Origin of the sequence: Janthinobacterium pasteuri (genome assembly GCF_051380775.1) — a bacterium.
Classification (GTDB): Bacteria; Pseudomonadota; Gammaproteobacteria; order Burkholderiales; family Burkholderiaceae_D; genus Janthinobacterium.
This window is the reverse complement of the sequence record NZ_JBNYXS010000001.1, coordinates 399,956-426,752: the sequence shown is the minus strand read 5'-3', so window position 1 is coordinate 426,752 and position 26,797 is coordinate 399,956. Positions and strand designations below refer to the sequence as shown.

Annotated in this window: 18 protein-coding genes; 13 read left to right on the top strand and 5 right to left on the bottom strand. The window is 63.9% G+C overall.

The features are described 5' to 3' along the window. The first annotated feature begins 8 nt into the window (after positions 1-8). The 9 genes from ACQ4WN_RS01915 (at position 9) to ACQ4WN_RS01875 (ending at position 13,409) form a co-directional block, all read left to right on the top strand. Entirely contained in the window at positions 9-1,082 is a 1,074-nt protein-coding gene (locus ACQ4WN_RS01915) for an HlyD family secretion protein (protein ID WP_436550010.1), read from the top strand. Positions 1,083-1,084: 2 nt separating this feature from the next. Further along, the gene (gene rbbA, locus ACQ4WN_RS01910) at positions 1,085-3,832 is read left to right on the top strand and encodes a ribosome-associated ATPase/putative transporter RbbA (RefSeq protein ID WP_436550009.1); all 2,748 of its coding nucleotides are present in this window, start codon (positions 1,085-1,087) and stop codon (positions 3,830-3,832) included. A gap of 4 nt (positions 3,833-3,836) precedes the next feature. After that, positions 3,837-4,961, top strand: coding sequence for an ABC transporter permease (locus tag ACQ4WN_RS01905; RefSeq protein ID WP_436479046.1), 1,125 nt, complete (start codon positions 3,837-3,839; stop codon positions 4,959-4,961). 48 nt (positions 4,962-5,009) lie between these two features. After that, positions 5,010-7,286, top strand: a complete 2,277-nt coding sequence (locus ACQ4WN_RS01900) for a DUF3141 domain-containing protein (protein WP_436550008.1) — start codon at positions 5,010-5,012, stop codon at positions 7,284-7,286. 9 nt (positions 7,287-7,295) lie between these two features. Next, positions 7,296-8,711 carry a bifunctional enoyl-CoA hydratase/phosphate acetyltransferase gene (locus ACQ4WN_RS01895; protein WP_436550007.1) on the top strand — a complete coding sequence of 472 codons (1,416 nt, stop codon included), beginning with the start codon at positions 7,296-7,298 and terminating at the stop codon, positions 8,709-8,711. Further along, a complete protein-coding gene (locus tag ACQ4WN_RS01890) occupies positions 8,708-9,925 on the top strand; it encodes an acetate/propionate family kinase (RefSeq protein WP_436550006.1) in 1,218 nt (405 codons plus the stop codon). Before ACQ4WN_RS01895 ends, ACQ4WN_RS01890 begins: the two co-directional genes overlap by 4 nt. Before the next feature lie 215 nt (positions 9,926-10,140). Beyond that, positions 10,141-10,617 (top strand): hypothetical protein, encoded by a 477-nt coding sequence (locus ACQ4WN_RS01885; RefSeq protein WP_436550005.1) that lies wholly within the window; start codon positions 10,141-10,143, stop codon positions 10,615-10,617. Positions 10,618-10,782: 165 nt separating this feature from the next. Next, positions 10,783-13,035: a DUF8189 domain-containing protein gene (locus ACQ4WN_RS01880; RefSeq protein WP_436550004.1), complete on the top strand. Its 2,253-nt coding sequence runs from the start codon at positions 10,783-10,785 to the stop codon at positions 13,033-13,035. Between the two features lie 26 nt (positions 13,036-13,061). Beyond that, the gene (locus ACQ4WN_RS01875) at positions 13,062-13,409 is read left to right on the top strand and encodes a hypothetical protein (protein WP_436550003.1); all 348 of its coding nucleotides are present in this window, start codon (positions 13,062-13,064) and stop codon (positions 13,407-13,409) included. On the opposite strand, the gene ACQ4WN_RS01870 is transcribed toward ACQ4WN_RS01875, so the two are convergent. The 5 genes from ACQ4WN_RS01870 to ACQ4WN_RS01850 all read right to left on the bottom strand — a co-directional run bounded on the left by ACQ4WN_RS01870 (position 13,406) and on the right by ACQ4WN_RS01850 (position 21,724). Next, positions 13,406-13,594: a helix-turn-helix domain-containing protein gene (locus ACQ4WN_RS01870; protein WP_436550002.1), complete on the bottom strand. Its 189-nt coding sequence runs from the start codon at positions 13,592-13,594 to the stop codon at positions 13,406-13,408. The genes ACQ4WN_RS01875 and ACQ4WN_RS01870 overlap by 4 nt on opposite strands. A gap of 187 nt (positions 13,595-13,781) precedes the next feature. Then, positions 13,782-16,136, bottom strand: a complete 2,355-nt coding sequence (gene parC, locus ACQ4WN_RS01865) for a DNA topoisomerase IV subunit A (protein ID WP_436550001.1) — start codon at positions 16,134-16,136, stop codon at positions 13,782-13,784. Between the two features lie 48 nt (positions 16,137-16,184). Continuing rightward, positions 16,185-18,005 (bottom strand): hypothetical protein, encoded by a 1,821-nt coding sequence (locus tag ACQ4WN_RS01860; RefSeq protein WP_436550000.1) that lies wholly within the window; start codon positions 18,003-18,005, stop codon positions 16,185-16,187. A gap of 12 nt (positions 18,006-18,017) precedes the next feature. After that, entirely contained in the window at positions 18,018-19,727 is a 1,710-nt protein-coding gene (locus tag ACQ4WN_RS01855; protein ID WP_436549999.1) for a molecular chaperone HscC, read from the bottom strand. Continuing rightward, entirely contained in the window at positions 19,727-21,724 is a 1,998-nt protein-coding gene (locus tag ACQ4WN_RS01850; protein WP_436549998.1) for a DNA topoisomerase IV subunit B, read from the bottom strand. Before ACQ4WN_RS01850 ends, ACQ4WN_RS01855 begins: the two co-directional genes overlap by 1 nt. A 463-nt stretch (positions 21,725-22,187) precedes the next feature. On the opposite strand from ACQ4WN_RS01850, the gene kdpF reads away from it, so the two are divergent. Genes kdpF through kdpC form a run of 4 tightly spaced genes read left to right on the top strand, consistent with a single transcriptional unit; the run spans position 22,188 to position 26,756 of the window. After that, positions 22,188-22,277: a K(+)-transporting ATPase subunit F gene (gene kdpF / locus ACQ4WN_RS01845; protein ID WP_034746483.1), complete on the top strand. Its 90-nt coding sequence runs from the start codon at positions 22,188-22,190 to the stop codon at positions 22,275-22,277. Further along, entirely contained in the window at positions 22,277-24,082 is a 1,806-nt protein-coding gene (kdpA, locus tag ACQ4WN_RS01840; RefSeq protein ID WP_436549997.1) for a potassium-transporting ATPase subunit KdpA, read from the top strand. Before kdpF ends, kdpA begins: the two co-directional genes overlap by 1 nt. Before the next feature lie 9 nt (positions 24,083-24,091). Next, positions 24,092-26,170: a potassium-transporting ATPase subunit KdpB gene (gene kdpB / locus ACQ4WN_RS01835; protein ID WP_436549996.1), complete on the top strand. Its 2,079-nt coding sequence runs from the start codon at positions 24,092-24,094 to the stop codon at positions 26,168-26,170. A 10-nt stretch (positions 26,171-26,180) separates the two neighbouring features. Next, positions 26,181-26,756: a potassium-transporting ATPase subunit KdpC gene (kdpC, locus tag ACQ4WN_RS01830; RefSeq protein WP_436521027.1), complete on the top strand. Its 576-nt coding sequence runs from the start codon at positions 26,181-26,183 to the stop codon at positions 26,754-26,756. Positions 26,757-26,797 lie beyond the last annotated feature (41 nt).

Sequence of the window (26,797 nt, the reverse complement as noted above, 5' to 3'; positions counted from 1 at the left end):
CCGACACCATGACTCCACAACTGAAGAAAAAAATCATTCCCGCCGCGCTGGTCGTGGCCGTTCTCGTGCTGGGCTATGTGGCCTGGCAAAAAATGCGTCCCACCGGCCCAGGCGAAGGTTTTGTCAGCGGCAATGGCCGCATCGAAGCGACCGAAATCGACGTTGCCACCAAGCTGGCCGGCCGCGTCAAGGAGATCCTCGTGCGCGAGGGTGACTTCGTCAAGGCGGGCCAGCCGCTGGCCAGCATGCAGGTGGATTCCCTGGCGGCGCAGCGCGACGAGGCGCGCGCGCGCCAGCAGCAGGCCTCCGACGCGGTGGTCGGTGCGCAGGCGCAGGTGGCCGTGCGCGAGAGCGACAAGGCGGCTGCGCTGGCCCTGGTGGCGCAGCGTGAAAGCGAACTCGATGCGGCCCGGCGCCGCCTGGCCCGCTCGGAAACCCTGTCGAAGGAGGGCGCTTCCTCGGTGCAGGAACTCGACGATGACCGCGCCCGCGTGCGCAGCGTGGCCGCAGCCCTGAATGCATCCAAGGCGCAGGTCACGGCGGCGCAGGCGGCCATCGATGCGGCCAGGGCACAGGTGGTCGGTTCGCGTTCGGCCGTGACGGCCGCCGAAGCGACCACCGCGCGCATCGACGCCGACCTGGCCGATGGCCAGCTGGCGGCGCCGCGCGACGGCCGCGTGCAATACCTGGTGGCGCAGCAGGGCGAAGTACTGGCCGGTGGCGGCAAGGTGCTCAACCTGGTCGACCTGTCGGATGTCTACATGACCTTCTTCCTGCCCGAGACGGCGGCCGGCAAGGTGGCGATGGGCAGCGAAGTGCGCATCATCCTCGACGCAGCGCCCGATTACGTGATTCCGGCAACGATTTCGTTTGTCGCTGCCAGTGCGCAGTTCACGCCGAAGACGGTGGAAACGGCCAGCGAGCGCCAGAAGCTGATGTTCCGAGTGAAAGCGCAGATCAGCCGCGAGCTGCTGCAAAAACACCTGGCGCTGGTCAAGGTGGGCTTGCCCGGCGTTGCCTGGGTGCGTCTCGATACAAAGCAGGCATGGCCGGCTGAACTGACGGCCAAGGTTCCGCAGTGACCATGGACGTGACCCCATTTGTCGTCAGCATCAAGGGCGTCAGCCAGCATTACGGCAAGACGGTGGCGCTCGACGGCATCGACCTCGATGTGCCGGCCGGCCGCATGGTGGGCTTGATCGGTCCCGATGGCGTGGGCAAATCGAGCCTGCTGTCGCTGGTGGCCGGCGCGCGTGCCGTGCAGCAGGGCAGTGTGATGGCGCTGGGCGGCGACATGCGCGATGTACGCCATCGCGACGATGTCTGCCCACGTATCGCCTACATGCCGCAAGGCCTGGGCAAGAATTTGTACCCGACCCTGTCGGTCGAGGAAAACCTGCAGTTTTTCGCGCGTTTGTTCGGCCACGATGCCGCTGAACGTCGGCGCCGCATCGACCAGCTCACCCGCAGCACGGGCCTGCATCCGTTCCTGGCGCGCCCGGCGGGCAAGCTGTCGGGCGGCATGAAGCAGAAACTGGGCCTGTGCTGCGCCCTGATCCACGACCCCGACCTGCTCATTCTGGATGAACCGACCACCGGCGTCGATCCGCTGGCGCGCGCCCAGTTCTGGGACCTGATCGCCGGCATCCGCGTGCAGCGCCCGCAAATGAGCGTCATGGTCGCCACGGCCTACATGGACGAGGCGCAGCGCTTCGATTGGCTGGTCGCCATGGATGACGGCAAGGTGCGGGGTACGGGCACGCCGGCCGAACTGCTGGCGCGCACGCAAAGCGACAACCTGGAGGCTGCCTTTATCAAGCTGCTGCCCGAAGCCAAGCGCGCGGGCCACCAGCCCGTGGTCATCACGCCGCTCGATGCCGCCAGCGCGCAGGATGTCGCCATCGAGGCGCAAGACCTGACCATGCGCTTCGGCGATTTTACGGCCGTCGACCATGTGAATTTCCGCATCGGCCGGGGCGAGATCTTCGGTTTTCTCGGCTCAAACGGCTGCGGCAAGTCGACCACCATGAAGATGCTGACTGGCCTGCTGCCGGCAACGGAAGGCAAGGCCTGGCTGTTCGGCAAGGAAGTCGATTCCAGCGATATCGACACGCGCCGGAGAGTCGGCTACATGTCGCAGGCATTTTCCCTGTACAGCGAGCTGACGGTGCGCCAGAACCTGGTGCTGCATGCGCGCCTGTTCCATGTGCCGGAAGCGGAAATCGCTGCCCGCATCGATGAAATGGCGCAGCGCTTCGACTTGCGCGCAGTGATGGACGACTTGCCCGACAGCCTGCCACTGGGCATACGCCAGCGTTTGTCGCTGGCCGTGGCCATGGTGCACAAGCCGGAGATGCTGATCCTCGACGAGCCCACATCCGGCGTCGATCCGATCGCGCGCGACAATTTCTGGCGCCTGATGATCGAGCTGGCGCGGCGCGACCGCGTCACCATTTTCATCTCCACCCACTTCATGAACGAGGCCGAGCGCTGCGACCGCATCTCGCTGATGCATGCGGGTAAAGTGCTGGTCAGCGATGCGCCGGCCGAACTGGTGCGCAAGAAGGGCGCGCCATCGCTGGAAGCGGCTTTCATCGCCTACCTGGAAGAGGCGGGCGGCGGCACGGCAGCGGCGGAAGCGCAGGAAAGCGAGGCGCCGGGGCAAAAGGCGGCAGTGCAGGCACCGCAGCAGGAGCACAGGCGCAGCCGCTTCAGCCTGGGGCGCATGCTCAGCTACATGTGGCGCGAAACCCTGGAATTGCGGCGTGACCCCGTGCGCCTGACGCTGGCGCTGGGGGGCTCCGTGCTGCTGCTGTTCGTCATCGGCTTCGGCATCAGCCTGGATGTCGAAGACCTCAGTTATGCGGTGCTCGACCACGACCAGACCACCCTGAGCCAGAATTACACAAACAACCTGGCCGGCTCGCGCTACTTTGTCGAGCACCCGCCGCTGCGCGACTATGCCGATATCGACAAGCGCATGCGCAGCGGCGAATTGTCGCTGGCCATCGAGATTCCCCCTGGCTTTGCGCGCGACGTGCAGCGCGGCGCGCCTGCGCAGGTGGGAGCGTGGATCGACGGCGCCATGCCGATGCGCGCCGAAACCGTGCAGGGCTACGTGCAGGGCATGCATCAATTGTGGCTGGCCGACCAGGCCTTGCACCGCTATGGCATCAAGATGAACAACCCCGTCGCCATCCAGACGCGCTACCGCTACAACCCGGACGTGAAAAGCTTGCCGGCCATGGTGCCGGCCGTGATTCCCCTGCTGTTGCTGATGTTGCCAGCCATGCTGGCTGCGCTGTCCGTGGTGCGCGAAAAGGAACTGGGCTCCATCATCAATCTGTACGTGACGCCCGTCACGCGCCTGGAATTCCTGCTCGGCAAGCAGGTGCCGTACGTCGTGCTGGCCATGTTCAACTTCTTCCTTATGGCGTTGTTGGCTGTCACGGCCTTCGGCGTGCCGATCAAGGGCAGCCTGCCGACCCTGATCGGCGCCACCTTCATCTTTAACATCTGCGCCACCGGCATCGGCCTGTTCGCCTCGACGTTTACGCGCAGCCAGATCGCGGCCCTGTTCGTGACGATGATCGGCACCATGATCCCGGCCATCCAGTTTTCCGGCCTGCTCAATCCCGTCTCGTCGATGGAAGGCGTGGGCAAGGCCATCGGCCTGATGTATCCGGCCACGCACATGCTCAATATCAGCCGCGGCGTGTTCAACAAGGCGTTGGGCTTGGGCGACCTGCACGCCTCGTTCTGGCCCCTGATCGTGGCGATCCCCGTGATCCTCGGCGTGACGGTGGCGCTGCTGAAGAAACAGGAGTCGTAAACGTATGCGCCATCTTGAAAATATCTACCGCCTGGGCGTGAAAGAAATCTGGAGCCTGATCCGCGATCCCATGATGCTGATCCTGATCTTGTATACCTTTACGCTGGCGATCTACGTGGCCGCCACGGCCAAGCCGGAAACCCTGCACATGGCCTCGATCGCCATCGTCGACGAGGATGGCTCGCCGCTGTCCGGGCGCATCGCCTCGGCCTTTTTCCCGCCGCAGTTCACGCCGCCGGCCATGATCAACCAGAGCCAGGTCGATGCGGGCCTGGACGCGGGTCAGTACACCTTCGTGCTGACGATACCGCCCAAACTGCAGGCGGACGTGCTGGGTGGGCGCCAGGCGGAGCTGCAGCTGAACGTGGATGCCACGCGCATGAGCCAGGCTTTCAGCGGCAGCGGCTACATCCAGCAGATCGTCGCCGGCGAAGTGGCCGAATTCGCCAGGCGCTATCGCGGCGCGACGGTCTCGCCGGTGGAGCTGGTGATGCGCGCGCGCTTCAATCCTTCGCTGAGCCAGGCCTGGTTTGGCTCGCTGATGGAGCTCATCAACCAGGTGACGATGCTGTCGATCATTTTGACGGGCGCGGCCCTGATCCGCGAGCGCGAACACGGCACCATCGAACACTTGCTGGTGATGCCAGTGACGCCGGCCGAAATCATGCTGGGCAAGGTCTGGTCGATGGGCCTCGTGGTGCTGCTGGCCGCCGCCCTGTCGCTGAACCTGGTGGTGCGCGGCATGCTGCATGTGCCGATCGAAGGCTCGATCGCGCTGTTCCTGTGCGGCGCGGCCCTGCACTTGTTTGCCACCACCTCGATGGGCATTTTCCTCGCCACCGTGGCGCGCAGCATGCCGCAGTTCGGCATGCTCCTGATCCTCGTGCTGCTGCCGCTGCAGATGCTATCGGGCGGCAGCACGCCGCGCGAAAGCATGCCCGAGCTGGTGCAGAACATCATGCTGATCGCGCCGACCACGCATTTTGTCGAATTGAGCCAGGCGATCCTGTATCGGGGCGCCGGCATCGACGTGGTATGGAAACCCTTCCTGGCCCTGCTGGCAATCGGCACGGCCCTGTTTACCTTCGCTCTGGCGCGCTTTCGCAAGACCATCAGCCAGATGGCGTAGGCCCTGCGCCGGAATGTTCCGGCGCCTGTTCGCATGAAAAGGATAGTCATGAAGATCGAATCTGTTCCATTTTTCTCCACCGGCGGCTTGCCGGCCCTGGGCATGCTGGGCGACTATGCGCGCGACTCGTGGCAGCGCATCGTGCTGTACGCGGATGTGATGCGCCGGCGCGGCAACCAGTACCAGGAGCATCTGGCCGAGGACGTGCCGAACGTGCTGGACTTCCCCGCCGAACTGGTGATGTCCGGCCTGGAGCTGGCGCGTCCCGTCAACTACGGCCTGGCGCGCATATTGACGCCCGATGCGCCGGAGCCAGATCAAGCCAAGCGCCCGTTCGTCGTCGTCGACCCGCGTGCCGGCCACGGTCCCGGCATCGGCGGCTTCAAGGCCGAGAGCGAAATCGGCGTAGCCCTGCGCGCCGGCCATCCGTGCTACTTCATCGGTTTCCTGCCCGATCCCGTGCCGGGACAGACGGTGGAAGACGTGATGCACGCCGAGGCGGCCTTCCTGGAGAAAGTCATCGCCCTGCATCCGCTCAGCGAGGGCAAGCCCGTCGTCATCGGCAATTGCCAGGCGGGCTGGCAAGTCCTCATGACGGCGGCCATGCGCCCGGAACTGTTCGGCCCCATCATCGTGGCCGGCGCACCCGTGTCGTACTGGGCCGGCTGGCACGGCCGCAACCCGATGCGCTACGCGGGTGGGCTGATGGGCGGCAGCTGGGCCACGGCGCTGGCGGGCGACCTGGGCAACGGCCGTTTCGACGGCGCCAGCCTGGTGCAGAATTTCGAGAAGCTCAATCCGGCCAATACCCTGTGGAGCAAGCAGTACAACTTGTACGCAAACATCGATACGGAAGCGCCCCGTTACCTGGAATTTGAAAAATACTGGGGCGGCCACGTGTTCCTCAATGACGTCGAGATGCAGTACATCGTCGACAATCTGTTCATCGGCAACCGCCTGGCCACGGCGGAGTTGATCACCTCCGACGGCGTGCGCCTGGACTTGCGCAATATCCGTTCGCCCATCGTCGTGTTCTGCTCGAACGGCGACAACATCACGCCGCCACCGCAGGCGCTGGGCTGGATCACGGACCTGTACCGCGACGATAACGATGTGCTGCTGCACGACCAGACCATCGTGTACGCCGTGCATGACAGCGTCGGCCACCTGGGTATTTTCGTCTCGGCCAAGGTGGGGCACAAGGAACACCAGAAATTCGCCAGCAATATCGATCTGATCAACCTGCTGCCGGCCGGCATCTATCAAGCAAGGATCGTCGACAAGACGCCCGATACGCCGAACGCCGACCTGGCGAGCGGCGACTATGTGCTGCAGGTCGAGCACCGCGGCATCGAGGATGTGCGCGCCATCGTGCAGCCAAGCGTGGAAAACGACCGCAAGTTCGCCGCTGCCGCGCGCGTGTCCGAAGTGAACCTGGCGCTGTACCGCACCTTCGCGCAGCCGTGGGTGCGCGCCATGGTCACGCCGCAGTCGGCGCGCTTCCTGCAGCTCTCGCATCCGCTGCGCGTATCGTACGAGCGCTGGACGGACCACAATCCGCTGGCCAGGCTGGTGGCCAAAGAGGCGGAAAAAGTACGTGCCCATCGCCAGCCGGTGGCACCCGACAATCCGCTGCTGGCCATGCAGGAGGCCATCTCCGGCGCCATCACGGCCGGCTTGAACAGCTGGCGCGACTGGCGCGACACGGTGCAGGAAACGACCTTCGACCTGGTGTACGGTTCTCCCCTGGTGCAGGCGCTGACGGGACAAGCCATCGGCGACGTCACGCCGCCGCGCCCGCACCCTGGCATCTCGCCCGAGCACTGCGAATACGTGCGCTGCGAAACGCGCAGGATGGACGAGGACATGCAGCGCGGGGCTCTGGTGGAAGCGGCCGTGCGCGCGCTGTTCTACATCTACCGCTTCCGCATGATCGCCGACGAGCGCCGCGTCAACCTGGCCCTCAAATTGGTCAAGCCGCAGTACACGCAAGGCTTCAGCATGGAAGAATTCCGCGGCATCGTGCGCCAGCAGGCGCGTTTGATGCTGCATGATTTCGATGCCGCTATCGCCGCCTTGCCAACTTTGCTGTCGCGCGCAGAACCGGATGCCATCGGCGCGCTGGGCGAATGGCTGCAGCAAGTGCTGCAAGTGCCCGAAGCGCCCACGCCGGACGAGGAAGCGAGCCTGCAGCAGATGCTGGAGCTGTTCGACCGTGCGATCAAGGCACACGCGAAGGCGCTGCCGCCGGCCGTGCATGCATCTCAAACTGCGTCCCAGGCTGGACCCAAAGCCAAACCAGCCAAACACAACACCCCTGCCTAGAAGACCACGATGACTACTACCCAAGACGATGATTTGCATATCGTGCGTAACCGCACCTTCGACCAGATCGCCATCGGCGACACCGCCAGCATCACGCGCACCCTGAGCATGGACGATATCGCCCTGTTTGCGGTGATGTCGGGCGATGACAATCCGCAGCACCTGGATGCCGAATTTGCCGCCTCCAGCCGCTACCAGGGCGTCATCGCTCACGGCATGTGGGGCGCCGCCCTCATCTCCGCCGTACTGGGCACGCGCTTGCCCGGCGCCGGCACCGTCTACACGGGCCAGACCCTGCGTTTCCTGCAGCCCGTGCGGGTGGGCGATACGCTGGCCATCAGCGTCACCGTCACGGCGCTCGAGCCGCGCAACCGCCAAGTGAGCCTGGCCTGCCGTTGCGTCAACCAGCATGGCGCCGTGGTGCTCGACGGCGAAGCGCAGGTGATCGCGCCCGCCGAACAGATCGAACGCAAGCGCGCCACGCTGCCCGAAGTTCGCCTGCATAACGGCGACGGCACGCGGCGCCTGCTGGAGCATGCGCGCACGCTGGGGCCGATCAGGGTGGCCGTGATCCACCCCTGCGATGAACTGAGCCTGTCGGGCGCACTGGACGCACATGCGGCCGGCCTGATCACGCCCGTGCTGGTGGCGCCGCGAGCGCGCCTGGAAGCGGTGGCGCTGGAGGCTGGCCTGAGCCTGGCCGGCATCGCCATCGAGGATGTCGAGCATAGCCATGCTGCCGCCGCGCGCGGTGCCGAACTGGCGGGCAAGGGCGAAGTCGAGGCGCTGATGAAGGGCAGCCTGCACACGGATGAATTGATGTCGGCCGTGCTGGCCGCCAGCGCCGGCCTGCGCACCAAGCGCCGCATCAGCCACTGCTTCCTGATGCAGACGCCTGCCTATCCGCGCCCCTTCATCATCACGGACGCCGCCATCAATATCGCGCCGAACCTGGCCATGAAGGCCGACATCGTGCGCAACGCCATCGACCTGGCGCACGTGATCGGCGTGGCCAGGCCGCGCGTGGCCATCCTGGCTGCCGTGGAAACGGTGAACGCGGACATGCCGGCCACGCTGGACGCGGCCGCCCTGTGCAAGATGGCCGACCGCGGGCAGATCACGGGCGCCATCCTCGACGGCCCGCTGGCCTTCGACAACGCCGTCTCAATCGCCGCCGCCACCGTCAAGGGCATCGTCTCGGAAGTGGCGGGCCGCGCCGACATCCTGCTGGTGCCCGACCTGGAAAGCGGCAACATGCTGGCCAAGCAGCTTGAATACATGGGCGACGCGGACAGCGCCGGCATCGTGCTGGGCGCGAAGGTTCCCGTTATTCTCACCAGCCGCGCCGACTCGCGCGCCAGCCGCATCGCCTCATGCGCGATCGCCGTGATGCTGGCCAACCATTACCGGAGCACGCCGCCATGAACGCGCAAATTACCCATGCCAATGGCAGCCTGATTCTGGTGCTCAATTGCGGCTCTTCGAGCATCAAGTTCGCCCTGTTCGAGCAAGCCGGTGGCGTACTGCCGCAGCAGGCGCAATGGGGCGGAAAGGTCGAAGGCATCGGCCGTGAAAACGCCACTTACCGCGCCGGCGGCCTGCCGGCCGTCGCCTTGCAGCTCGATGCGGAGCAGCCCCATCACGCAGCTCTCGAAACCATCCGCGCGCAAGTCGTGGCGCAGCTGGCCGGGCGCCCGCTGCGCGCCGTGGCGCATCGCGTGGTGCATGGCGGCAGCAAGTATTTCGCCCCCGTGCGCATCGATTTCAAGGTACTGGCGGATCTGAAAAGTTTTGTACCGCTGGCGCCCCTGCACCAGCCGTTCGCCCTGGAGGCGATAGAGGTGCTGCTCGAATCGCGGCCCGATATCGCCCAGGTGGCTTGCTTCGACACGGCCTTCCACCACACGGTGCCGCAAGTCGAGCAGATGCTGGCCCTGCCTTACGATGCTTGGGCGCGGGGCTTGCGCCGCTATGGTTTCCACGGCCTGTCGTATGAATACCAGTCGCTGGTGCTGGAGCAGCGCTATGGCCCCGTCGCGCGCGGCAAGGTCATCGTTGCCCATCTGGGCAGTGGCGCCAGCCTGTGCGCCATGGAGAATTTACACAGCGTGGCCACCACCATGGGCTTTTCCGCGCTCGATGGGCTGATGATGGGCACGCGCTGCGGCTCGCTCGATCCGGGCGCCGTGATCTACCTGATGGAAATCGAAAAACTGTCGCTGGAAAAAGTGGCGCATGTGCTGTATCACGAGTCGGGCTTGCTGGGCGTGTCCGGCGTGTCGGCCGACCCACCGGTCTTGCTGGCGCAGCAGGACCGGCAGGATGCCACGGGCGAACGCATCCGCGCTGCGCTGGCTTTGTATATCCGCCGCATCGTGCGCGAGATCGGCGCCCTGACGGCCGTGCTGGGTGGGCTGGACATGCTGGTATTTACGGCCGGTATCGGCGAGCATAGCGCCGAACTGCGCCAGCGCATCTGCGCCGAGCTGGGTTTCATCGGCCCCATGCTTGACGCGGAGGCCAATGCGCGCAACGCCAGTCGTATTTCCACCAATGCCAGTCGCATCGTGGTGGGCGTGGAGCCGGCCAATGAAGAGTGGGTGGCGGCACGCCACGCGGCTCTGGCCGTGGGCGCATGAAGTCCTGAAGCGTCCGGCCGCGCGCGATGGGAAATTTGCCGAATTGCACATATTTTCCGTTGAGTGCGCTAACGCACTGTGTGGTTTGCCAGTTATCTTTACTATGAAGTCATGCCATTGCGCTACATCAAGAAACAGCGCGATGCCTGGCAAATTTTGAACATTTTGCCCGCCTTTAGTAAGAATAAAATTAAACCATATTGAAAGGTCTCATCATGAACAAATTACTCGCCGCACTGATCGCCACCCTGTTCGCTACCGCCGCCTTTGCGCAAACGTCGGCAGTTACCCCGGCCGTTGCCAGCGCCCAGGCGTCTGCGCAGCATGACGTCAACAAGGCTGCCAACAAGGAAGCCAAAGTCGATGCCAAGGCTGATGCCAATGTCGCCAAGGCTGAAATGAAGGCCGACGAAAAGAAAGCCGACGCCCAGCACAAGGCGAACAAAACCAAGGCCAAAGCCCACGACAAAGTGGTTGATGCCGATGCGGAAGACAAGCTGAAGGCGCAAGCCAAGGCTGACAAGGCTGCCGCCAAAGCCGATGCGAAAGCCACCAAGACCGCCGTGAAAGCGAACGCCAAGGTCGCCAAAGAAAAAGTGGAAGCTAACGCCGATAAAGCCATCGCCGCCACCAAGACCGAAGAAGCCAAGGCCAAGGCCGACGCTGAAGTCAAGGCAGCCGCCGCCAAGTAATTCCCCGTTTGCGGGCCACGGCCCGCAAGTACCAAAGACAGCTTCGGCTGTCTTTTTTTTCGTCTGCCGCTTTTCTTTTGCACCGCTTGCCAGTCTTGATCTGGCGCAAATGCTCCTCTTTTCGCCGTGCCATAGTGGATTGGCAAACAGACGAAGGGAGGCATCATGAGCAGCGTTAAAACGAAAAAATCACCGGCTACCGGTTCGGCTGAAGCCATGCCTGCCATGTCTTCCATGCAGGCGATGCCGGTCGAGGGCGACGTACGGGCCGACGCCGGTGCGGCAGGCAGCGACGATGCCATGCCAGGCGGCGGCATGCTGCAGGCATCGCAGGGCATAGCTGGCACCAGTTGCATGCACGTGGGCGATGGCGGCGGCATGGGTGGCGATCGCGATGGCGATGGCGGCGGGGGCGGCATGGGCGGCGACGCTGGTGGCCAGGGCGGGGGCACGCCGCAGACGCGCACCTGCGCCACGATGGACGTGCATCGCCGCCTGCTGACCGAAGATCATTCCTATGCCAGTGTGCGCGCCAATATAGAAAACCTGGCTGGAATGTACGAGGACGACAGCGGCATTGCCGGCCGTTCCGGCGTGACGCAGATACCGGTGGTGGTACACGTGGTGTGGAATACGGCCGCGCAGAATATTTCGGATGCGCAGATCGCCAGCCAGATCGATGTGTTGAACCGGGATTTCCGGCGCGTCAATCCGGATGTCAACAGCACGCCGGCACCATTCCTGCCGCTGACGGCCGATGCGCGCGTGGAGTTTGCGCTGGCCACGACCGATCCGCATGGCGCTGCCACCAGCGGCATCGAGCGGCGCCAGACGACGGTGGCCTCGTTTGGCGCCGACGATGCCGTCAAATCGCAGGCGACGGGTGGCATGGATGCCTGGCCGGCCGACAGTTACCTGAATATCTGGGCGTGCCAGCTGGGTGGCGGCTTGCTGGGCTACGCGCAGTTTCCCGGCGGCCCGGCCGCCACCGACGGCGTGGTGATCCTGCAATCGGCCTTCGGCACGACCGGCACGGCCGCGCCACCGTTCCACCTGGGACGCACGGCCACGCATGAAATTGGCCACTGGCTTAACCTGAACCATATATGGGGCGATGACGGCACCGGGTGCTCGGGCACGGACAATGTGGCTGACACGCCGAATCAGGGCGGGCCGAACACGGGCCAGCCTTCGTTCCCCCATGTTTCCTGTAGCAACGGGCCGAATGGCGACCTGTTCATGAACTACATGGATTATGTCGACGATCCCGCCATGTTCATGTTCACCGCTGGCCAGGTGGCGCGCATGCAGGCTTGTCTCGATGGTCCGCGCGCCAGCATCGGCACCGGGAAGGGCGGCACGGGCGCCACGCCGCGCCAGAGTTCCTCGCCCGTCGTGGCCTGGGGCGCGAATCGCCTCGACGTCTTCGTGCTGGGCACGGACCGCGCGCTGTACCACAAGGCCTGGAATGGCACGGCCTGGGCGCCGTCCGTCACCGGATACGAGGGGCAGGGTGGCATCTGTACCAGTGCGCCGCAGGTGGTCTCGTGGGCACCGGACCGGCTTGACGTATTTGTGACGGGTACCGACAGCGGCTTGTTTCACAAATGGTGGAATGGCACGGCCTGGGGGCCGTCGCTGACCGGCTATGAAGCGATGGGAGGCTTGTGCGTGGGTGACCCGCGCGCCGTGGCCTGGGGGCCGAACCGCCTCGACGTGTTTGTCGTCGGCACGGACCGCGGCCTGTATCACAAGTGGTGGAACGGGGCCGCCTGGGGGCCATCACTGACGGGTTACGAAGCCATGGGCGGCATCTGCCTGGGCCAGCCGGAAGCGGTGGCGTGGGGACCGAACCGCCTGGACGTCTTCGTCATTGGTTCCGACCGTGCGCTGTACCACAAATGGTGGAACGGCACGGCCTGGGGACCGTCGCTGACGGGCTATGAGCGCCTGGGCGGCATTTGCACCTCGTCGCCGAAGGCAGTCGCGTGGGGGCCGAACCGGCTCGATGTGTTTGTCACGGGCACCGATGGCGCGCTGTACCATAAATGGTGGGATGGCGCGAAATGGGGGCCGTCCATCGATGGCTTCGAACGCCTGGGCGGCATTTGCGTGGGCGAGGTGGAAGCCGTGTCGTGGGTGCCCAACCGGCTCGACCTGTTTGTCATTGGCACCGATAGCGCCCTGTACCACAAGGCGTGGAACGGTTCTGCCTGGTCGCCATCCTTGACGGGCTTTGAAAACCTGGGCGGCGTGTGCACTTCGCGGCCGCGCGCCACGGCCTGGGCGCCGAACCGCCTCGACGTGTTTGTCTCGGGCACGAATGGCGCCCTGTTCCACAAGGTGTGGAACGGTACGGCCTGGTCGCCCTCCGTGAGCGGCTATGAAAGCCTGGGCGGCGTGGTATCGTGTTTCTGACGTCAATGTGATCAACGGGAGGCGGCATGCACGGCATGACGATGGCATTGCCCAGCGGTAGCTGGACGCATTCCTTCGAAGAGGATGCAGACGGTATCGAGGTGTACCGGCCCACGGCCACATTCGCCTTTCCGCCCAGCCGCAAGGGGCGCAAGGTGCTGGAGTTTGGCGCCGGTACCGGGAGCATGGGAGGAGGGGAGGCGAGCATGACCGGCCTGTCGCCTGGCCCCGATGACCGTCCCCGTGCCGGGCCGCTTATCCGGCTGCTTCCCTTGGGCATGGGGCGCTATGCACTGGCTGGCGCGCCGGGGCCGCAAGAGGTGATCGACATCGTCGAAGCGACACCCGACGTGCTGCGCCTGTCGCGGCGTTAAGGCTTGCCGCGCAGTTTGCAGGCGAGCGCCGTGCGGTTGCCCACGCCCAGTTTCTGGTAAATCGCATGCAGCTGGTTGCGGACGGTGGCTGGCGACTTGCCCAGTTCCCTGGCGATGTTTTTATAGGCCAAGCCTTCGGCCGCCATGGCCGCTACCAGGCGCTCTGCCGGGGTCAAGCGCTGCATGGCAGCCTGCCTGAAACGTTGATTGTCATTCCTGTTCTCCTGTCCGTGGGCGGCATGCCGGTGGCATGCCTGCAGGGATAACGGGACCGCGGGACGTATTTGTAAAACTATTTCTCATGCTGCCGGTACGCGCTCCAGGCGAAAAAAAAGACAGGCGAACCTGTCTTTTCGTACGGCCGGGTGCCTATCAGCCGATGGCCGCCATGGACACCGGTTTCAGCTTGGCAGCCAGCGCCTTGCCCTTCTTCGCGCGCTTGCCGAAATGCTCGGCCAGGGCCGTGGCGCCGAGCGACGCATCCTGCGGCTTCGAGGCCCGGCCGATGCCCGAGACCACCACGCCGCGCTGGGTGATCGGCTGCACGGCCAGCAGCTTGTCCTTGGCATCGAGGTCGATCAGCTTGACGCCGGTACCGCCCTTGGACAGGGTTTTCATTTCATCGAGGCCGAATACCAGCAGGCGCGCGCCTTCCGTCAAACAGGCCAGGGCACTGGCCGCCTCGGGGATGACCTTCGGCGCCAGGGGCACGTCGCCGTCGTCCAGGGTGATGAAGGCCTTGCCGCCTTTCAGGCGGCTGCTCATGTCACCCGCCTTGGCGATGAAGCCGTAGCCGGCGCTCGATGCCAGCAGCAAGTTGGTGGCGCCATTGCCCGCAAAGTAATGCAGGATGCGCACGGCGTTGCCGGGCGTGCCGCCGCTCAGGTCGCACAAGGTCGTGATCGGCACACCGTCGCCGCGTGCGTTCGGTAGCGCCGAGACGGGAACCGAGTAAATCTTGCCGTTGTTGCCAAAGCCCAGCAGGGTGTCGACCGTGCGGCATTCGAAGGCGCCATGCAGCGTGTCGCCCGCCTTGAAGGTGAACTGCGCCGCATCGTGGCCGATGCCGGTGCGCGCACGCACCCAGCCTTTTTCCGAAATGATGACGGTGACCGGCTCATCGACGACCTTCTGTTCCGCCACGGCTTTTTGCGCTTCTTCTATCACGGTGCGTCGCGCGTCGCCGAACTGCTTGGCGTCCGCTTCGATCTCGCGGATGATGGCGCGCTTCATCGACCCCGGGTTGTCGAGCAGGTCTTGCAGTGACTTTTCTTCCTTGCGCAGCTCGGCCAGTTCCTGCTGGATCTTGATCGTTTCCAGGCGCGCCAGCTGGCGCAAACGGATTTCCAGGATGTCGTCGGCCTGGCGTTCGGACAGCTTGAACGCCTCGATCAGGGCGGTTTTCGGCTCATCCGAATTGCGGATGATCTGGATCACCTTGTCGATATTGAGAAGGATCGCTTCGCGTCCTTCCAGGATATGGATGCGATCCTTGACCTTGCCCAGTTTGTAGCCGGTGCGGCGCGTGACGGTCTCGAAGCGGAAGTCGATCCACTCGCGCAGGATGTCGCCCAGGCCTTTCTGGCGCGGGCGGCCATCGCCGCCTATCATGACCAGGTTGATCGAGGTCGATGATTCCAGCGAGGTGTGCGCCAGCAGCATCAGCATGAATTCCGTCTGGTCCTGGTTCTTCGATTTCGGCTCGAACACCAGGCGCACGGGGGCGGCGCGGCCCGATTCATCGCGGATGGTGTCGAGCGAATTGAGGATCAGCGCTTTCAGGGCCACCTGGTCCGGCGACAGCGCCTTCTTGCCCAGCTTGATCTTCGGATTGGTCAGTTCTTCGATTTCTTCCAGCACCTTTTGCGACGAGGTACCGGGCGGCAGTTCCGTCACGACGGCTTGCCACTGGCCGCGCGCCAGTTCTTCGATCTTCCAGCGCGCGCGCACCTTCATGCTGCCACGGCCGCTCGCGTACATGTCCTGGATCTGCGAGGGCGGCGTGATGATCTGGCCGCCGCCGGGGAAGTCCGGGCCGGGAATGATGGCCATCAGCTCGGCGTGCGTCATCTTCGGATCGCGGATCATGGCCACGGCCGCTTTCGCCACTTCCGCCAGGTTGTGCGAGGGGATTTCCGTCGCCAGGCCGACGGCGATGCCGGAGGCACCATTCAGCAGCACCATCGGCAGGCGCGCCGGTAGCAGCTTCGGTTCTTCCGTCGAGCCGTCGTAGTTGGGCTGGAAGTCCACCGTGCCCATGCCGATTTCATCCATCAGCAGCTTGGCGATCGGCGTCAAACGCGCTTCCGTGTAGCGCATCGCCGCAGCGCCATCGCCATCGCGCGAGCCGAAGTTGCCCTGGCCATCGATCAGCGGGTAGCGCAGCGAGAAATCCTGCGCCATGCGCACCAGCGCGTCGTACACGGACTGGTCGCCGTGCGGATGCAGCTTGCCCAGCACGTCGCCCACCACGGCCGCCGATTTGCGCGGCTTGGCCGTGGAATTGAGTCCCAGCTCATTCATCGCATACAGGATGCGGCGCTGCACGGGTTTCTGGCCATCGCACACGTCGGGCAGGGCGCGGCCCTTGACGACCGAGATGGCGTAATCGAGATAGGCGCGCTCGGCAAAGGTAGACAGGGTCAGCGCTTCGCCGTCGAATACCGGTTCATCCGGCTCGATCGGCTCAGGCTGGGCATCGTCAAATAAATTGGTTTGTGTGGACATGGCGCTTGTTTCGGTGTTAAGTGGTTGCGGTTGAATTCGTGGGGCTGATTATGACAGCCTGGATTTGGAAAGGGACTTGCCGTACGTCAGATACATGTAACGCAAGGTCAGATACAGCACGGCCACGGCCAGTTCGACGCTGTTATGCATCATTGGCATGGCGCGGATGGAAGGAGCCTGACCTGCCAGCAAAAAAATGCCGATGGATGGGGCCAGCACCAGCGGCCAGATCGTCTTCCAGCGGAAATCGGTGGGGGAAAACAGCAAGCCGGCGCACGACCAGACAAACAGCATGGCGCCGACGAGGGTGGCCGGCAACTGCTGCACATACAGTAGCGACAGCAAGCCCGCGCAACCGATCAGCCATGCCGCGCGCAGGCGGGGCAAGAGCGCCTCTGGCCAGCCGCAATCGCCATACAGGCCGGTGGCGCTGCGCAGGGCCAGCGCCGCCAGGCAAAACATCAATGGCATGGCATCGCCGATGGCCAGCGCCGTGGAACCTTTACCGCTCATGAACATGGCGGCGAACAGCGATACGCCCAGGCACAGGAGCAGCAGCATGCCATGCAGCAGCTGGCGGTTCATCGCATACGCGAGCAAGGCCGACATGCACAAACCGGCCGAGGTAACGAGACGCATGGTGTCGCTGCGCTCGGGCAGGAAGAGCAGCAGCGCCAGCAGCAGATAGGGCACGATCCATCCCAGTTGCCGCAAGCCGGGCCGCGCCCATAGCACGGGCAGGCGTTCCTGCAGCGCTTCCTGCAGCGTGTCGAGCCGCGCGAACAGCGGCGCCGGCCAGCGCAAGGCATGCATGGCCAGCAGGGCAAAGGCGAGCGCCTGGAAGCCCAGCAGGCTGGCATAGGCAGCCGTGTCGCCGAGCTTGAAACCCGCCGTATCGAGCACGCCTGCGAGCATGAAATGCAGCACGAAACCGAGGCCGCCCGAGGTTAGCGCCGTCTGCTTGAAGTAGCGCTTGGAAAAGACTGCCTGTTCCCACTGCTCGAACAGGTCGGCATCGAGTTTGTAGGCCAGCATCTCGGCGTGCTGCCAGCGTATCGCGTGCAGCAGCTCGCGTAGCTGCAGCGTGAATTTTTGGTCGAACAGCTGGCGCACGTAGGCCGATGGCGGCTGTTGCGACATGATGCAGTCCAGGCCGGGGTAGCTGTCGCGGTTGTCGCTGAAATGGGCGAACGAGCGGTCCGCCCGGTAGCGCTGCACGGCGCCGCGCACCAGATCCGCATGGCTGCGTGCCAGATAGGAAAAATCGTGGTCCCAGCCCAGCTGCTGGAACAGGGCCTGGCGCAGCGCCAGGTCATAGCCGGCGCTGGCGCAATAGCGCAGCGCGCACAGATCGAACTCCTCGCGCACGTCGAGGTTCAGCATGGCGTCGTCCTGCAGCATGCCGGCCAGCACCTCGCTGGCATCGGCGTGGCGCGTCTGCGCCAGGCAGCCTTGCCACAGGTTGGCCGCTTCCTGCGTCGGGTCGATGGCGACCACGCCCCATTGTTCCGGTGGCGGCGCCGGTCTTTGCGGTGCTTCGTCGATCACGCCCCACAATTCTGCGGACGTCCTCTGCGCCGTGTCGTCGACGATGCCCCATAGGTCGGCCGGTTCCATCTGCGGCGCTTCTGGCACTTCCGCCGCTTCCGCTGCCACCTCGGCCGATTGCGGTTCCTGCAACTCCGCGGCAAACAGGTGCGCATGGCGCAGCGCGTATTCATACGCGTCGCGCAGCTCCTGGAAGGCAGCCGGATCATCCTCTGGCCGCGTCACCTTCAGGCGCTTCGCATACGCGCGCTTGATGGCGCGCTCGTCGCCGGTCGGCTCCGTGCCCAGGATATCCCACAGGCTGCGCTGTCCGTTGTGCATGCCGCCGTCCATTTACAGGAAGCTCTCGCTCTCGACCTGGCGCAACACCTCATCGAGCGCCTGGCGCGCCTTGCGGATGGTGTTCGGGTCCTGCGTTTCCAGCGCGGCCTGGAAGTGGGCCGTGTGCGCTGCCAGGTACTGGCGCACGTCGCCCAGCGACTGTTCGTACAGGCGGTCGGCGCGCGTGACCAGGGTGCGGTTTTCCATCTGCTCGCGCGGGTGGATCTTCAGGTCGGCCAATTCTGCAAAGCGCTGCTCGATCTGCTCCGGCGTCATTACGCCCGCGTTGTCGCTGATGATCATCTTGTGGCGTTCCTGCGTGGCCAGCACCGTCACTTCCGCTTCCAGCACGCCGCTGACGTCGTAGGTGAAGCGCACGTCGATGCCGATCTCGCCCGCTTTTTTCGCGGGAATCGGGAAGCTGATCTTGCCGAGGAAGACGTTGTCAGCCACCAGGCGCGACTCGCCCTGGAAGATTGCCACGTTGATTTCCTTCTGGTTGTCGTAAATGGTGGTGATGTTTTCCGTGCGCGAGACGGGCACCACGGAGTTGCGCTCGATGATGGGCAGGTAATGTCCTCCTTCATACTGGTTCGCGCCGACCTGGCGCGAAATCGAAATGCCCAGCGAATACGGTGCCACGTCCGTCATGACCACTTCGTCGAGGGCTGCGTCGCGCATCTTGAGGCCCGCCTGCACGGCGGCGCCCAGCGCCACGGCTTCGTCCGGGTCCAGGTGGATGGCGGGGAAGCGGCCGAACATGCGTGATACCAGCTTGCGTACCAGTGGCATGCGCGTGGCGCCGCCGGCCAGCACCACTTCATTCAATTCCGCGGCGCGGATGGTGGCGTCGCGCAGCGCCCGTTCCACGGGCAGACGCAGGCGTGCCAGCAGCGGTTCGCACAACTGTGCCAGTCTGTCTTCGCTGATCTCCCAGCTGTATTCCTTGTCCTGGTAGCGCGTGGCCATGCGCACGGATGGCTGCTCCGACAGCAGGCGCTTGACGCGTTCGGCTTCATCGCGCAGCAGTTGCTGCTGGCGCGGATCGAACAGGCGGCTGCCAGCCGCATCGCGCAAGCCGCTGCCTTCCAAAAAGGCGTCGACCAGCACGGTGACGAAGTCTTCGCCGCCCAAAAAATTGTCGCCGGCCGAGGCGCGCACTTCCATGACGCCTTCGAACAGTTCCAGGATCGACACGTCGAAAGTGCCGCCGCCCAGGTCGAAGACGAGGAATTTGCTTTCCTGTTCCTTGTCGCGGATGCCGTAGGCCAGCGCGGCGGCCGTCGGCTCGTTCAGCAGCCGCTCCACGCGCAAGCCCGCCAGCTGGCCGGCGATGCGCGTGGCCTTGCGCTGCGCATCGCTGAAATACGCGGGTACGGTGATGATGGCTTCCTCGACCTTGTGGCCCAGGAAGGCTTCGGCATCTTCCTTCAGCGCGCGCAGCACCATCGACGACAACTCTTCCGGACGGAATTGCTGCGTGCCGAGAGTGATCTTCTTTTCACTGCCCATGTAGCGTTTGAAGACGGCCGCCGTCAGCTGCGGGTGCGTCTGCAGGCGCTCGCGCGCGGCGCGGCCCACCAGCACGCTGCCGTCGTCGTCGATGCTCACGCACGACGGCGTCAGGTGTTCACCCAGCGCATTCGGGATGATGCAAGCCTTGCCGTCGCGCCAGATGGCGACCAGGCTGTTGGTGGTGCCCAGGTCGATGCCGATGATCATCAGATATCCGCCTCCGCCTCATTGCCGTGTTCCTCGATCCAGGCGCGGCGTCCTGCCGCTTCGCCCTTGCCCATCAACATGTTGAAGCGTGCAGCGGAAGTCATGTGGTCGATTTCGCCCAGGGTCACGGGCAGCAGGCGGCGCGTGTCCGGGTTCATCGTCGTTTCCCACAGTTGCTCGGCGTTCATCTCGCCCAGACCCTTGAAGCGGGAGATCGACCAGGCGCCCTGTTTCACGCCCTCCTTGCGCAGCTTGTCCTCGATGGCGACCAGTTCGCCGTCATCGAGCGCATAGATTTTCTGCATCGGCTTCTTGCCGCGCGCCGGCGCATCGACCCGGTACAGGGGCGGGCGGGCGATGCAGATGTGTCCCTTGTTGATCAGGGCCGGGAAGTGCTTGAAGAACAGGGTCAGCAGCAGTACCTGGATGTGCGAGCCGTCCACGTCCGCATCCGACAGGATGCAGATCTTGCCGTAGCGCAGGCCGGACAGGTCGGGCGAGTCGCCCACGCTGTGCGGGTCGACGCCGATGGCCACCGCGATGTCGTGGATCTCGTTATTGGCGAACAGGCGGTCGCGGTCTGTCTCCCACGAGTTCAGGACCTTGCCGCGCAGGGGCAAAATCGCCTGGAATTCCTTGTCGCGGCCCATCTTGGCCGAACCGCCCGCCGAGTCACCCTCGACGAGGAACAGTTCATTGCGCGTGATGTCCGACGATTCGCAGTCCGTCAGCTTGCCCGGCAGGACGGCGACGCCCGAGGATTTTTTCTTTTCCACTTTTTGCAGTGAACGCTGGCGAGACTGCGCCTGCTTGATCACGAGATCGGCCAGCTTCTTGCCGTAGTCGACGTGCTGGTTCAGCCACAGTTCCAGCGGCGGCTTGGTGAAGGTCGAGACCAGGCGCACGGCGTCGCGCGAATTCAGGCGCTCCTTGATCTGGCCCTGGAATTGCGGGTCCAGCACCTTGGCCGACAGCACGAAGGAAGCGCGCGCGAAGACGTCTTCCGGCAGCAGTTTCACGCCTTTCGGCAGCAGCGAGTGCATTTCGACGAAGTTTTTCACGGCGCCGAACAGGCCATCGCGCAAGCCCGATTCGTGCGTGCCGCCATTCGAGGTGGGAATCAGGTTGACATACGATTCGCGCACGATGGCGCCTTCTTCCGTCCACGCCACCACCCAGGCAGCCCCTTCGCCTTCGGCAAAGCCTTCCGAGTCCGGGCCCGCGTATTGCGCGCCTTCGAACAGGGGAATCAGGGTTTCGCCATTCGATACCTGCGCCAGCGATTCGGTCAGGTAGCCGCGCAAGCCTTCAGCGTATTGCCAGGTCTGCGTATCGCCCGTCTTGGCGTTGGTCAGCGTGACGGTCACGCCGGGCAGCAGCACGGCTTTCGAGCGCAGCAGGCGCTGCAGCTCGGTTTGCGAGATATTCGGCGAATCAAAATACTTCGCATCGGGCCAGGCGGTGACGCGCGTGCCCGACTTCTTGCCGTCGCGCGGGGCGGGACGGGAATTCAATGGCTCGATCACGTCGCCATTCGCAAACACCATGTGGTGCAAGCCGTTGCCGTCGCTTTCCTTGCGCCAGACGGTGATTTCCAGGCGCGTCGACAGCGCATTGGTGACGGACACGCCGACACCGTGCAAGCCGCCCGAGAACGCGTAGGCACCGCCCGAACCCTTGTCGAACTTGCCACCCGCGTGCAGCCTTGTAAACACGATTTCCACCGTCGGCACGCCTTCTTCCGGGTGCAGGCCGACGGGAATGCCGCGGCCGTTGTCTTCGACGGTGATGCTGCCATCCGTGTTTTGCGTGACGGCGATATGCGTGCAATGACCGCCCAGCGCCTCGTCGGAGGCATTGTCGATCACTTCCTGAATGATGTGCAGCGGATTTTCAGTGCGGGTGTACATCCCCGGGCGCTGCTTGACGGGTTCCAGTCCTTTCAGGACACGGATGGATGATTCGCTGTAGTCGGATGCTGGTTTTTTAGTGGCCATACGTGTTCAAGCTAAGTAAAGACAGTGGTTGGAACGCCAGGCCATGGCACTGCAGGGCGCAGTGACAACGGCGGCGATAGCTGTATGAATATACAGTATATTCCGTCCAGCGTCACTGGGAGAGGGCAGTGCGGCAGGCATGACGTCCTTGTGCGGACGCTCGCGCATTCTATCTTGTCCAGCGAGCAATAGCGCTACTCCAGGGCAACAACAGTGCGCTGCGCGCGTGGTTTTGCGCCAATTGTGGACGATTTTATGCGGTAAAGCCCCTGTTTTTACATCTTGTTTACAGCTGCCTCCCCAGTCTTTACGAATTTTTTAGACCCTTTTGGCTAATCTGCTCACTATCAAAACAAACCTGAATGAGGGTGGGAATGGATATCGTGTATCTCGGCTTGATTGCCGTTTTTTTCGTCTTGGCGGCCGGCTTTGCCGTCGCCTGCGATAAATTAGGGAGCGTCAAATGAACGCGTTTTATGTGCTGGGCGCCGTGGTCTCGGCTGGCCTGCTCGTGTACCTGCTGGTGGCGCTGCTGAAGGCGGAGGAACTGTGATGACGACGCAATCGATATTGTTGCTGGTGGCCTTCCTGGTCGTCCTGCTGGCCGCCGGCTATCCGCTGGGCCTGTACATGGCCAAGGTGGCCGGCGATGGCCCCGTACGCGGCCTGGGCTGGCTGCAAAAGCTGGAAAACCTGCTGTACCGCTGGTCCGGCCTGCCTGCCGACAAGGCCATGGGCTGGAAAAGCTACGCCATCGCCCTGATCGTTTTCAATACCGTGGGCGCCGTCTTCGTGTACGGCCTGCAGCGCCTGCAGGGCTTCTTGCCCCTCAATCCACAGGGCCTGGGCGCCGTCAGCCCCGATTCCTCGTTCAATACCACCGTCAGCTTCGTCGCCAATACCAACTGGCAGGGCTACGGCGGCGAGCAGACCATGAGCTACCTGACCCAGATGCTGGGCATGGCATGCCAGAACTTCTTTTCGGCGGCCACCGGCATCGCCGTGATCTTCGCGCTGGTGCGCGGTTTCGCCTCGCGCTCGGGCAAATCGATCGGCAATTTCTGGGTCGACCTGGTGCGCTCCACGCTGTACATCCTGTTGCCGCTGTCGCTGGCCCTGTCGGTCGTCTTCATGGGCGAAGGCATGATCCAGAATTTTTCCGCCTACAAGGAAGTGACCCTGCTCGACCACGTGGCGTATGAAACGCCAAAAGTGACTGCCGATGGCCAGCCCGTGGTGGATGCTGCCGGCAAACCCGTGATGGAAGCGCAAGTGGCAACCACGCAGACGATCGCCATGGGCCCAGTCGCTTCGCAGGAATCGATCAAGCTGCTGGGCACGAATGGCGGCGGCTTCTTCAATGCCAATTCCTCGCATCCATATGAAAATCCGACCGTGCTGTCGAACTTCCTGCAGATGCTGGCCATCTTTATCATTCCCGCCGGCCTGTGCTTCACGTTCGGCAGCATGGTGGGCGACCTGCGCCAGGGCTGGGCCGTGCTGGCCGCGATGACCCTGATCTTTGTCGTCATGACGGTCGGCGTGATGAGCGCCGAGCAGCAAGCCAATCCCGCTTTGCAAGCCTTGGGCGTGGATCAGCAGGCCAGCAGCCTGCAATCGGGCGGCAATATGGAAGGCAAGGAAACGCGCTTCGGCATCAGCTCCTCGACTCTGTTCGCGGCGGTGACGACGGGGGCATCCTGCGGCGCAGTCAATTCCATGCACGACTCCTACATGCCCCTGGGCGGCATGGTCCCGCTGCTGCTGATGCAATTCGGCGAAGTGATTTTCGGCGGCGTGGGCACGGGCCTGTACGGCATGCTGATGTTTGCCATCCTGGCTGTCTTCATCGCCGGCCTGATGATAGGCCGCACGCCTGAATACCTGGGCAAGAAAATCCAGGCCTATGAAATGAAGATGGTGTCGCTGGCGATCCTGGTCACGCCAGCCCTGGTATTGACGGGCACGGCGATCGCCGTGATGGTCGAACCGGGCAAGATCGGCGTGGCCAATCCGGGCGCACACGGCTTCTCGGAGATACTGTACGCCTTCACGTCGGCGGCCAACAACAACGGCAGCGCGTTTGCCGGCCTGTCCGCCAACACGCCGTTCTACAACGTGATGCTGGCGATCGCCATGTGGTTCGGCCGTTTCGGCGTGATCGTGCCCGTGCTGGCAGTGGCTGGTTCGCTGGCGGCCAAGCAGCGCCTGTCGGCCAATGCCGGCACCATGCCCACGCATGGCCCCATGTTCATCGGCTTGCTGATCGGCGTGGTGGTGCTGGTTGGCGTGCTCAATTACGTTCCCGCGCTGGCCCTGGGCCCGATCGTCGAACACCTGCAACTTTTCACAAAATAAGAGGCTACCATGTCACGCACAAGCCTGACCTTGTTCGATTCCGCATTGATTGGCCCTGCCATCGTCGATGCGTTCAAAAAACTCGACCCCCGCACGCAGTGGCGCAGCCCCGTGATGTTCGTCGTCTATGTCGGCAGCATCATCACGACCCTGCTGGCCATCCAGGCGCTGAACGGCCAGGGTGAAGCGCCGTTCGGCTTCATCATCGCCGTCGCCGTGTGGCTGTGGTTTACCGTGCTGTTTGCAAACTTCGCCGAAGCGCTGGCCGAAGGCCGCAGCAAGGCCCAGGCGGCTTCCCTGCGCGCCCTGAAGCAGACGGTGATGGCAAAGAAAATGCAAACGCCGAAGTACGGCACTTCCTGGCTGCCTACGCCGGCCACCGACCTGCGCAAGGGCATGACGGTGCTGGTCGAGGCGGGTGACGTCATTCCCGCCGACGGCGAAGTGACGGCCGGCGTGGCTTCCGTCGACGAAAGCGCCATCACGGGCGAATCGGCGCCCGTGATCCGCGAATCGGGCGGCGATTTTTCCGCCGTGACGGGCGGCACCCGCGTGCTGTCGGACTGGCTGCTGGTGCGCGTTTCCGTCAACCCGGGCGAAGCTTTCATCGACCGCATGATCGCCATGGTCGAAGGCGCCAAGCGCCAGAAGACGCCGAATGAAATCGCCCTTACGATTTTGCTCGTCGCCCTGTCGATTGTCTTCCTGATCGTCACCGTGACCTTGCTGCCGTACTCGCTGTTTTCCGTGGCGGCGGCCGGTAGCGGCACGCCCGTCAGCATCACCGTACTGATCGCTTTGCTGGTATGCCTGATCCCGACGACCATCGGCGGCCTGCTGTCGGCCATCGGCGTGGCCGGCATGAGCCGCATGATGCAAGCCAATGTGATCGCCACCTCTGGCCGCGCCGTGGAAGCGGCGGGCGACGTGGACGTGCTGTTGCTCGACAAAACGGGCACCATCACCCTGGGCAACCGTCAGGCCTCGACCTTTGTGCCGGCGCCTGGCGTGACGGAGCAGCAGCTGGCCGACGCAGCGCAACTGGCTTCGCTGGCCGATGAAACGCCGGAAGGTCGCAGCATCGTCGTGCTGGCCAAGCACAAGTTCAATATCCGCGAACGCGAGATGGCCAGCCTGCACGCCACCTTCGTGCCCTTTACGGCGCAAACGCGCATGAGCGGCGTGGATATTCCGGGCGAACAGCAAGTGCGCCAGCTGCGCAAAGGTGCGGCCGATTCCATGAAAAAGTATGTGGAAGCGCTGGGCCAGCCGTATCCGGTCGAGGTGTCGCGCGCCGTCGACGATATTGCGCGCCGCGGCAGCACGCCGCTGGTGGTGGTTGACGACGGCCGCGTCATGGGTGTCGTGGAACTGAAGGATATCGTCAAGGGCGGCATCAAGGAGCGTTTTGCGGAATTGCGCCGCATGGGCATCAAGACCGTCATGATCACGGGCGACAACAAGCTGACGGCGGCGGCCATTGCCGCCGAGGCTGGCGTGGATGACTTCCTGGCCGAAGCGACGCCGGAAGACAAGCTCAAGCTGATTCGCAGCTACCAGTCCGAAGGCCGCCTGGTGGCGATGACGGGCGACGGCACCAATGATGCCCCCGCGCTGGCGCAGGCCGATGTGGCCGTAGCCATGAACTCGGGCACGCAGGCGGCGAAAGAGGCTGGCAATATGGTCGACCTGGATTCGAACCCGACCAAGCTGCTGGAAATCGTTGAAATCGGCAAGCAGATGCTGATGACGCGCGGTTCGCTGACGACGTTCTCGATTTCGAACGACATCGCCAAGTACTTCGCCATCATCCCGGCCGCCTTCGTGGGCACCTATCCGCAACTGAAGGCGCTCGACATCATGCACCTGGCCAGCCCCGCGTCGGCCATCATGTCGGCCGTGATCTTCAATGCCTTGATCATCGTCGTGCTGATCCCGCTGGCCCTGAAGGGCGTGCAATACCGGGCCATCGGCGCGGCCAGCCTGTTGCGCCGCAATCTGCTGATCTACGGCCTGGGCGGCATCATCCTGCCTTTCATCGGGATCAAGCTGATCGACATGCTGCTGTCCGCACTCAATTTAGTCTAAAGGAACCATCATGAGCACTATCGTACGTCCCGCCCTGGTCCTGTTTGCCGCGCTGACCGTGATCTGCGGTGTCGTGTATCCGTTTGCCACGGCCGGCATCGGGCAACTGGCCTTCAACGATGAAGTCAACGGCAGCATCGTCGAGCGTGGTGGCAAGCCAGTCGGCTCGATGCTGATCGGCCAGTCCTTCACCTCGCCCAAGTATTTCTGGGGCCGGCCTTCGGCCACCGCGCCGATGGCCAACAACGGTGCCGGTTCCGGCGGCTCGAACCAGGGGCCGACCAACCCGGCCCTGGTGGACGCCGTCAAGGCGCGCATCGCCGCTCTGAAGGAAGCTGATCCCGGCAATACGCGCGCCATTCCCGTTGACCTGGTGACGGCGTCGAGCAGCGGCCTGGATCCGGAAATCAGCCTGGCGGCAGCCTTGTACCAGGCGCCGCGCGTGGCCCGCGTACGCGCAGTGCCGCTGGCGCAGGTGGAAAATGCCATCGCCAAGGTACAGAAAACCGCGTATATCGGCTTTTTCGGCGAACCACGGGTGAATGTGCTGGAGCTGAATCTGGCGCTCGATGCAGCCGCGAAGTAAGATGATATCGGGGTCAGACCCGTCGGGTCTGACCCCAGCCC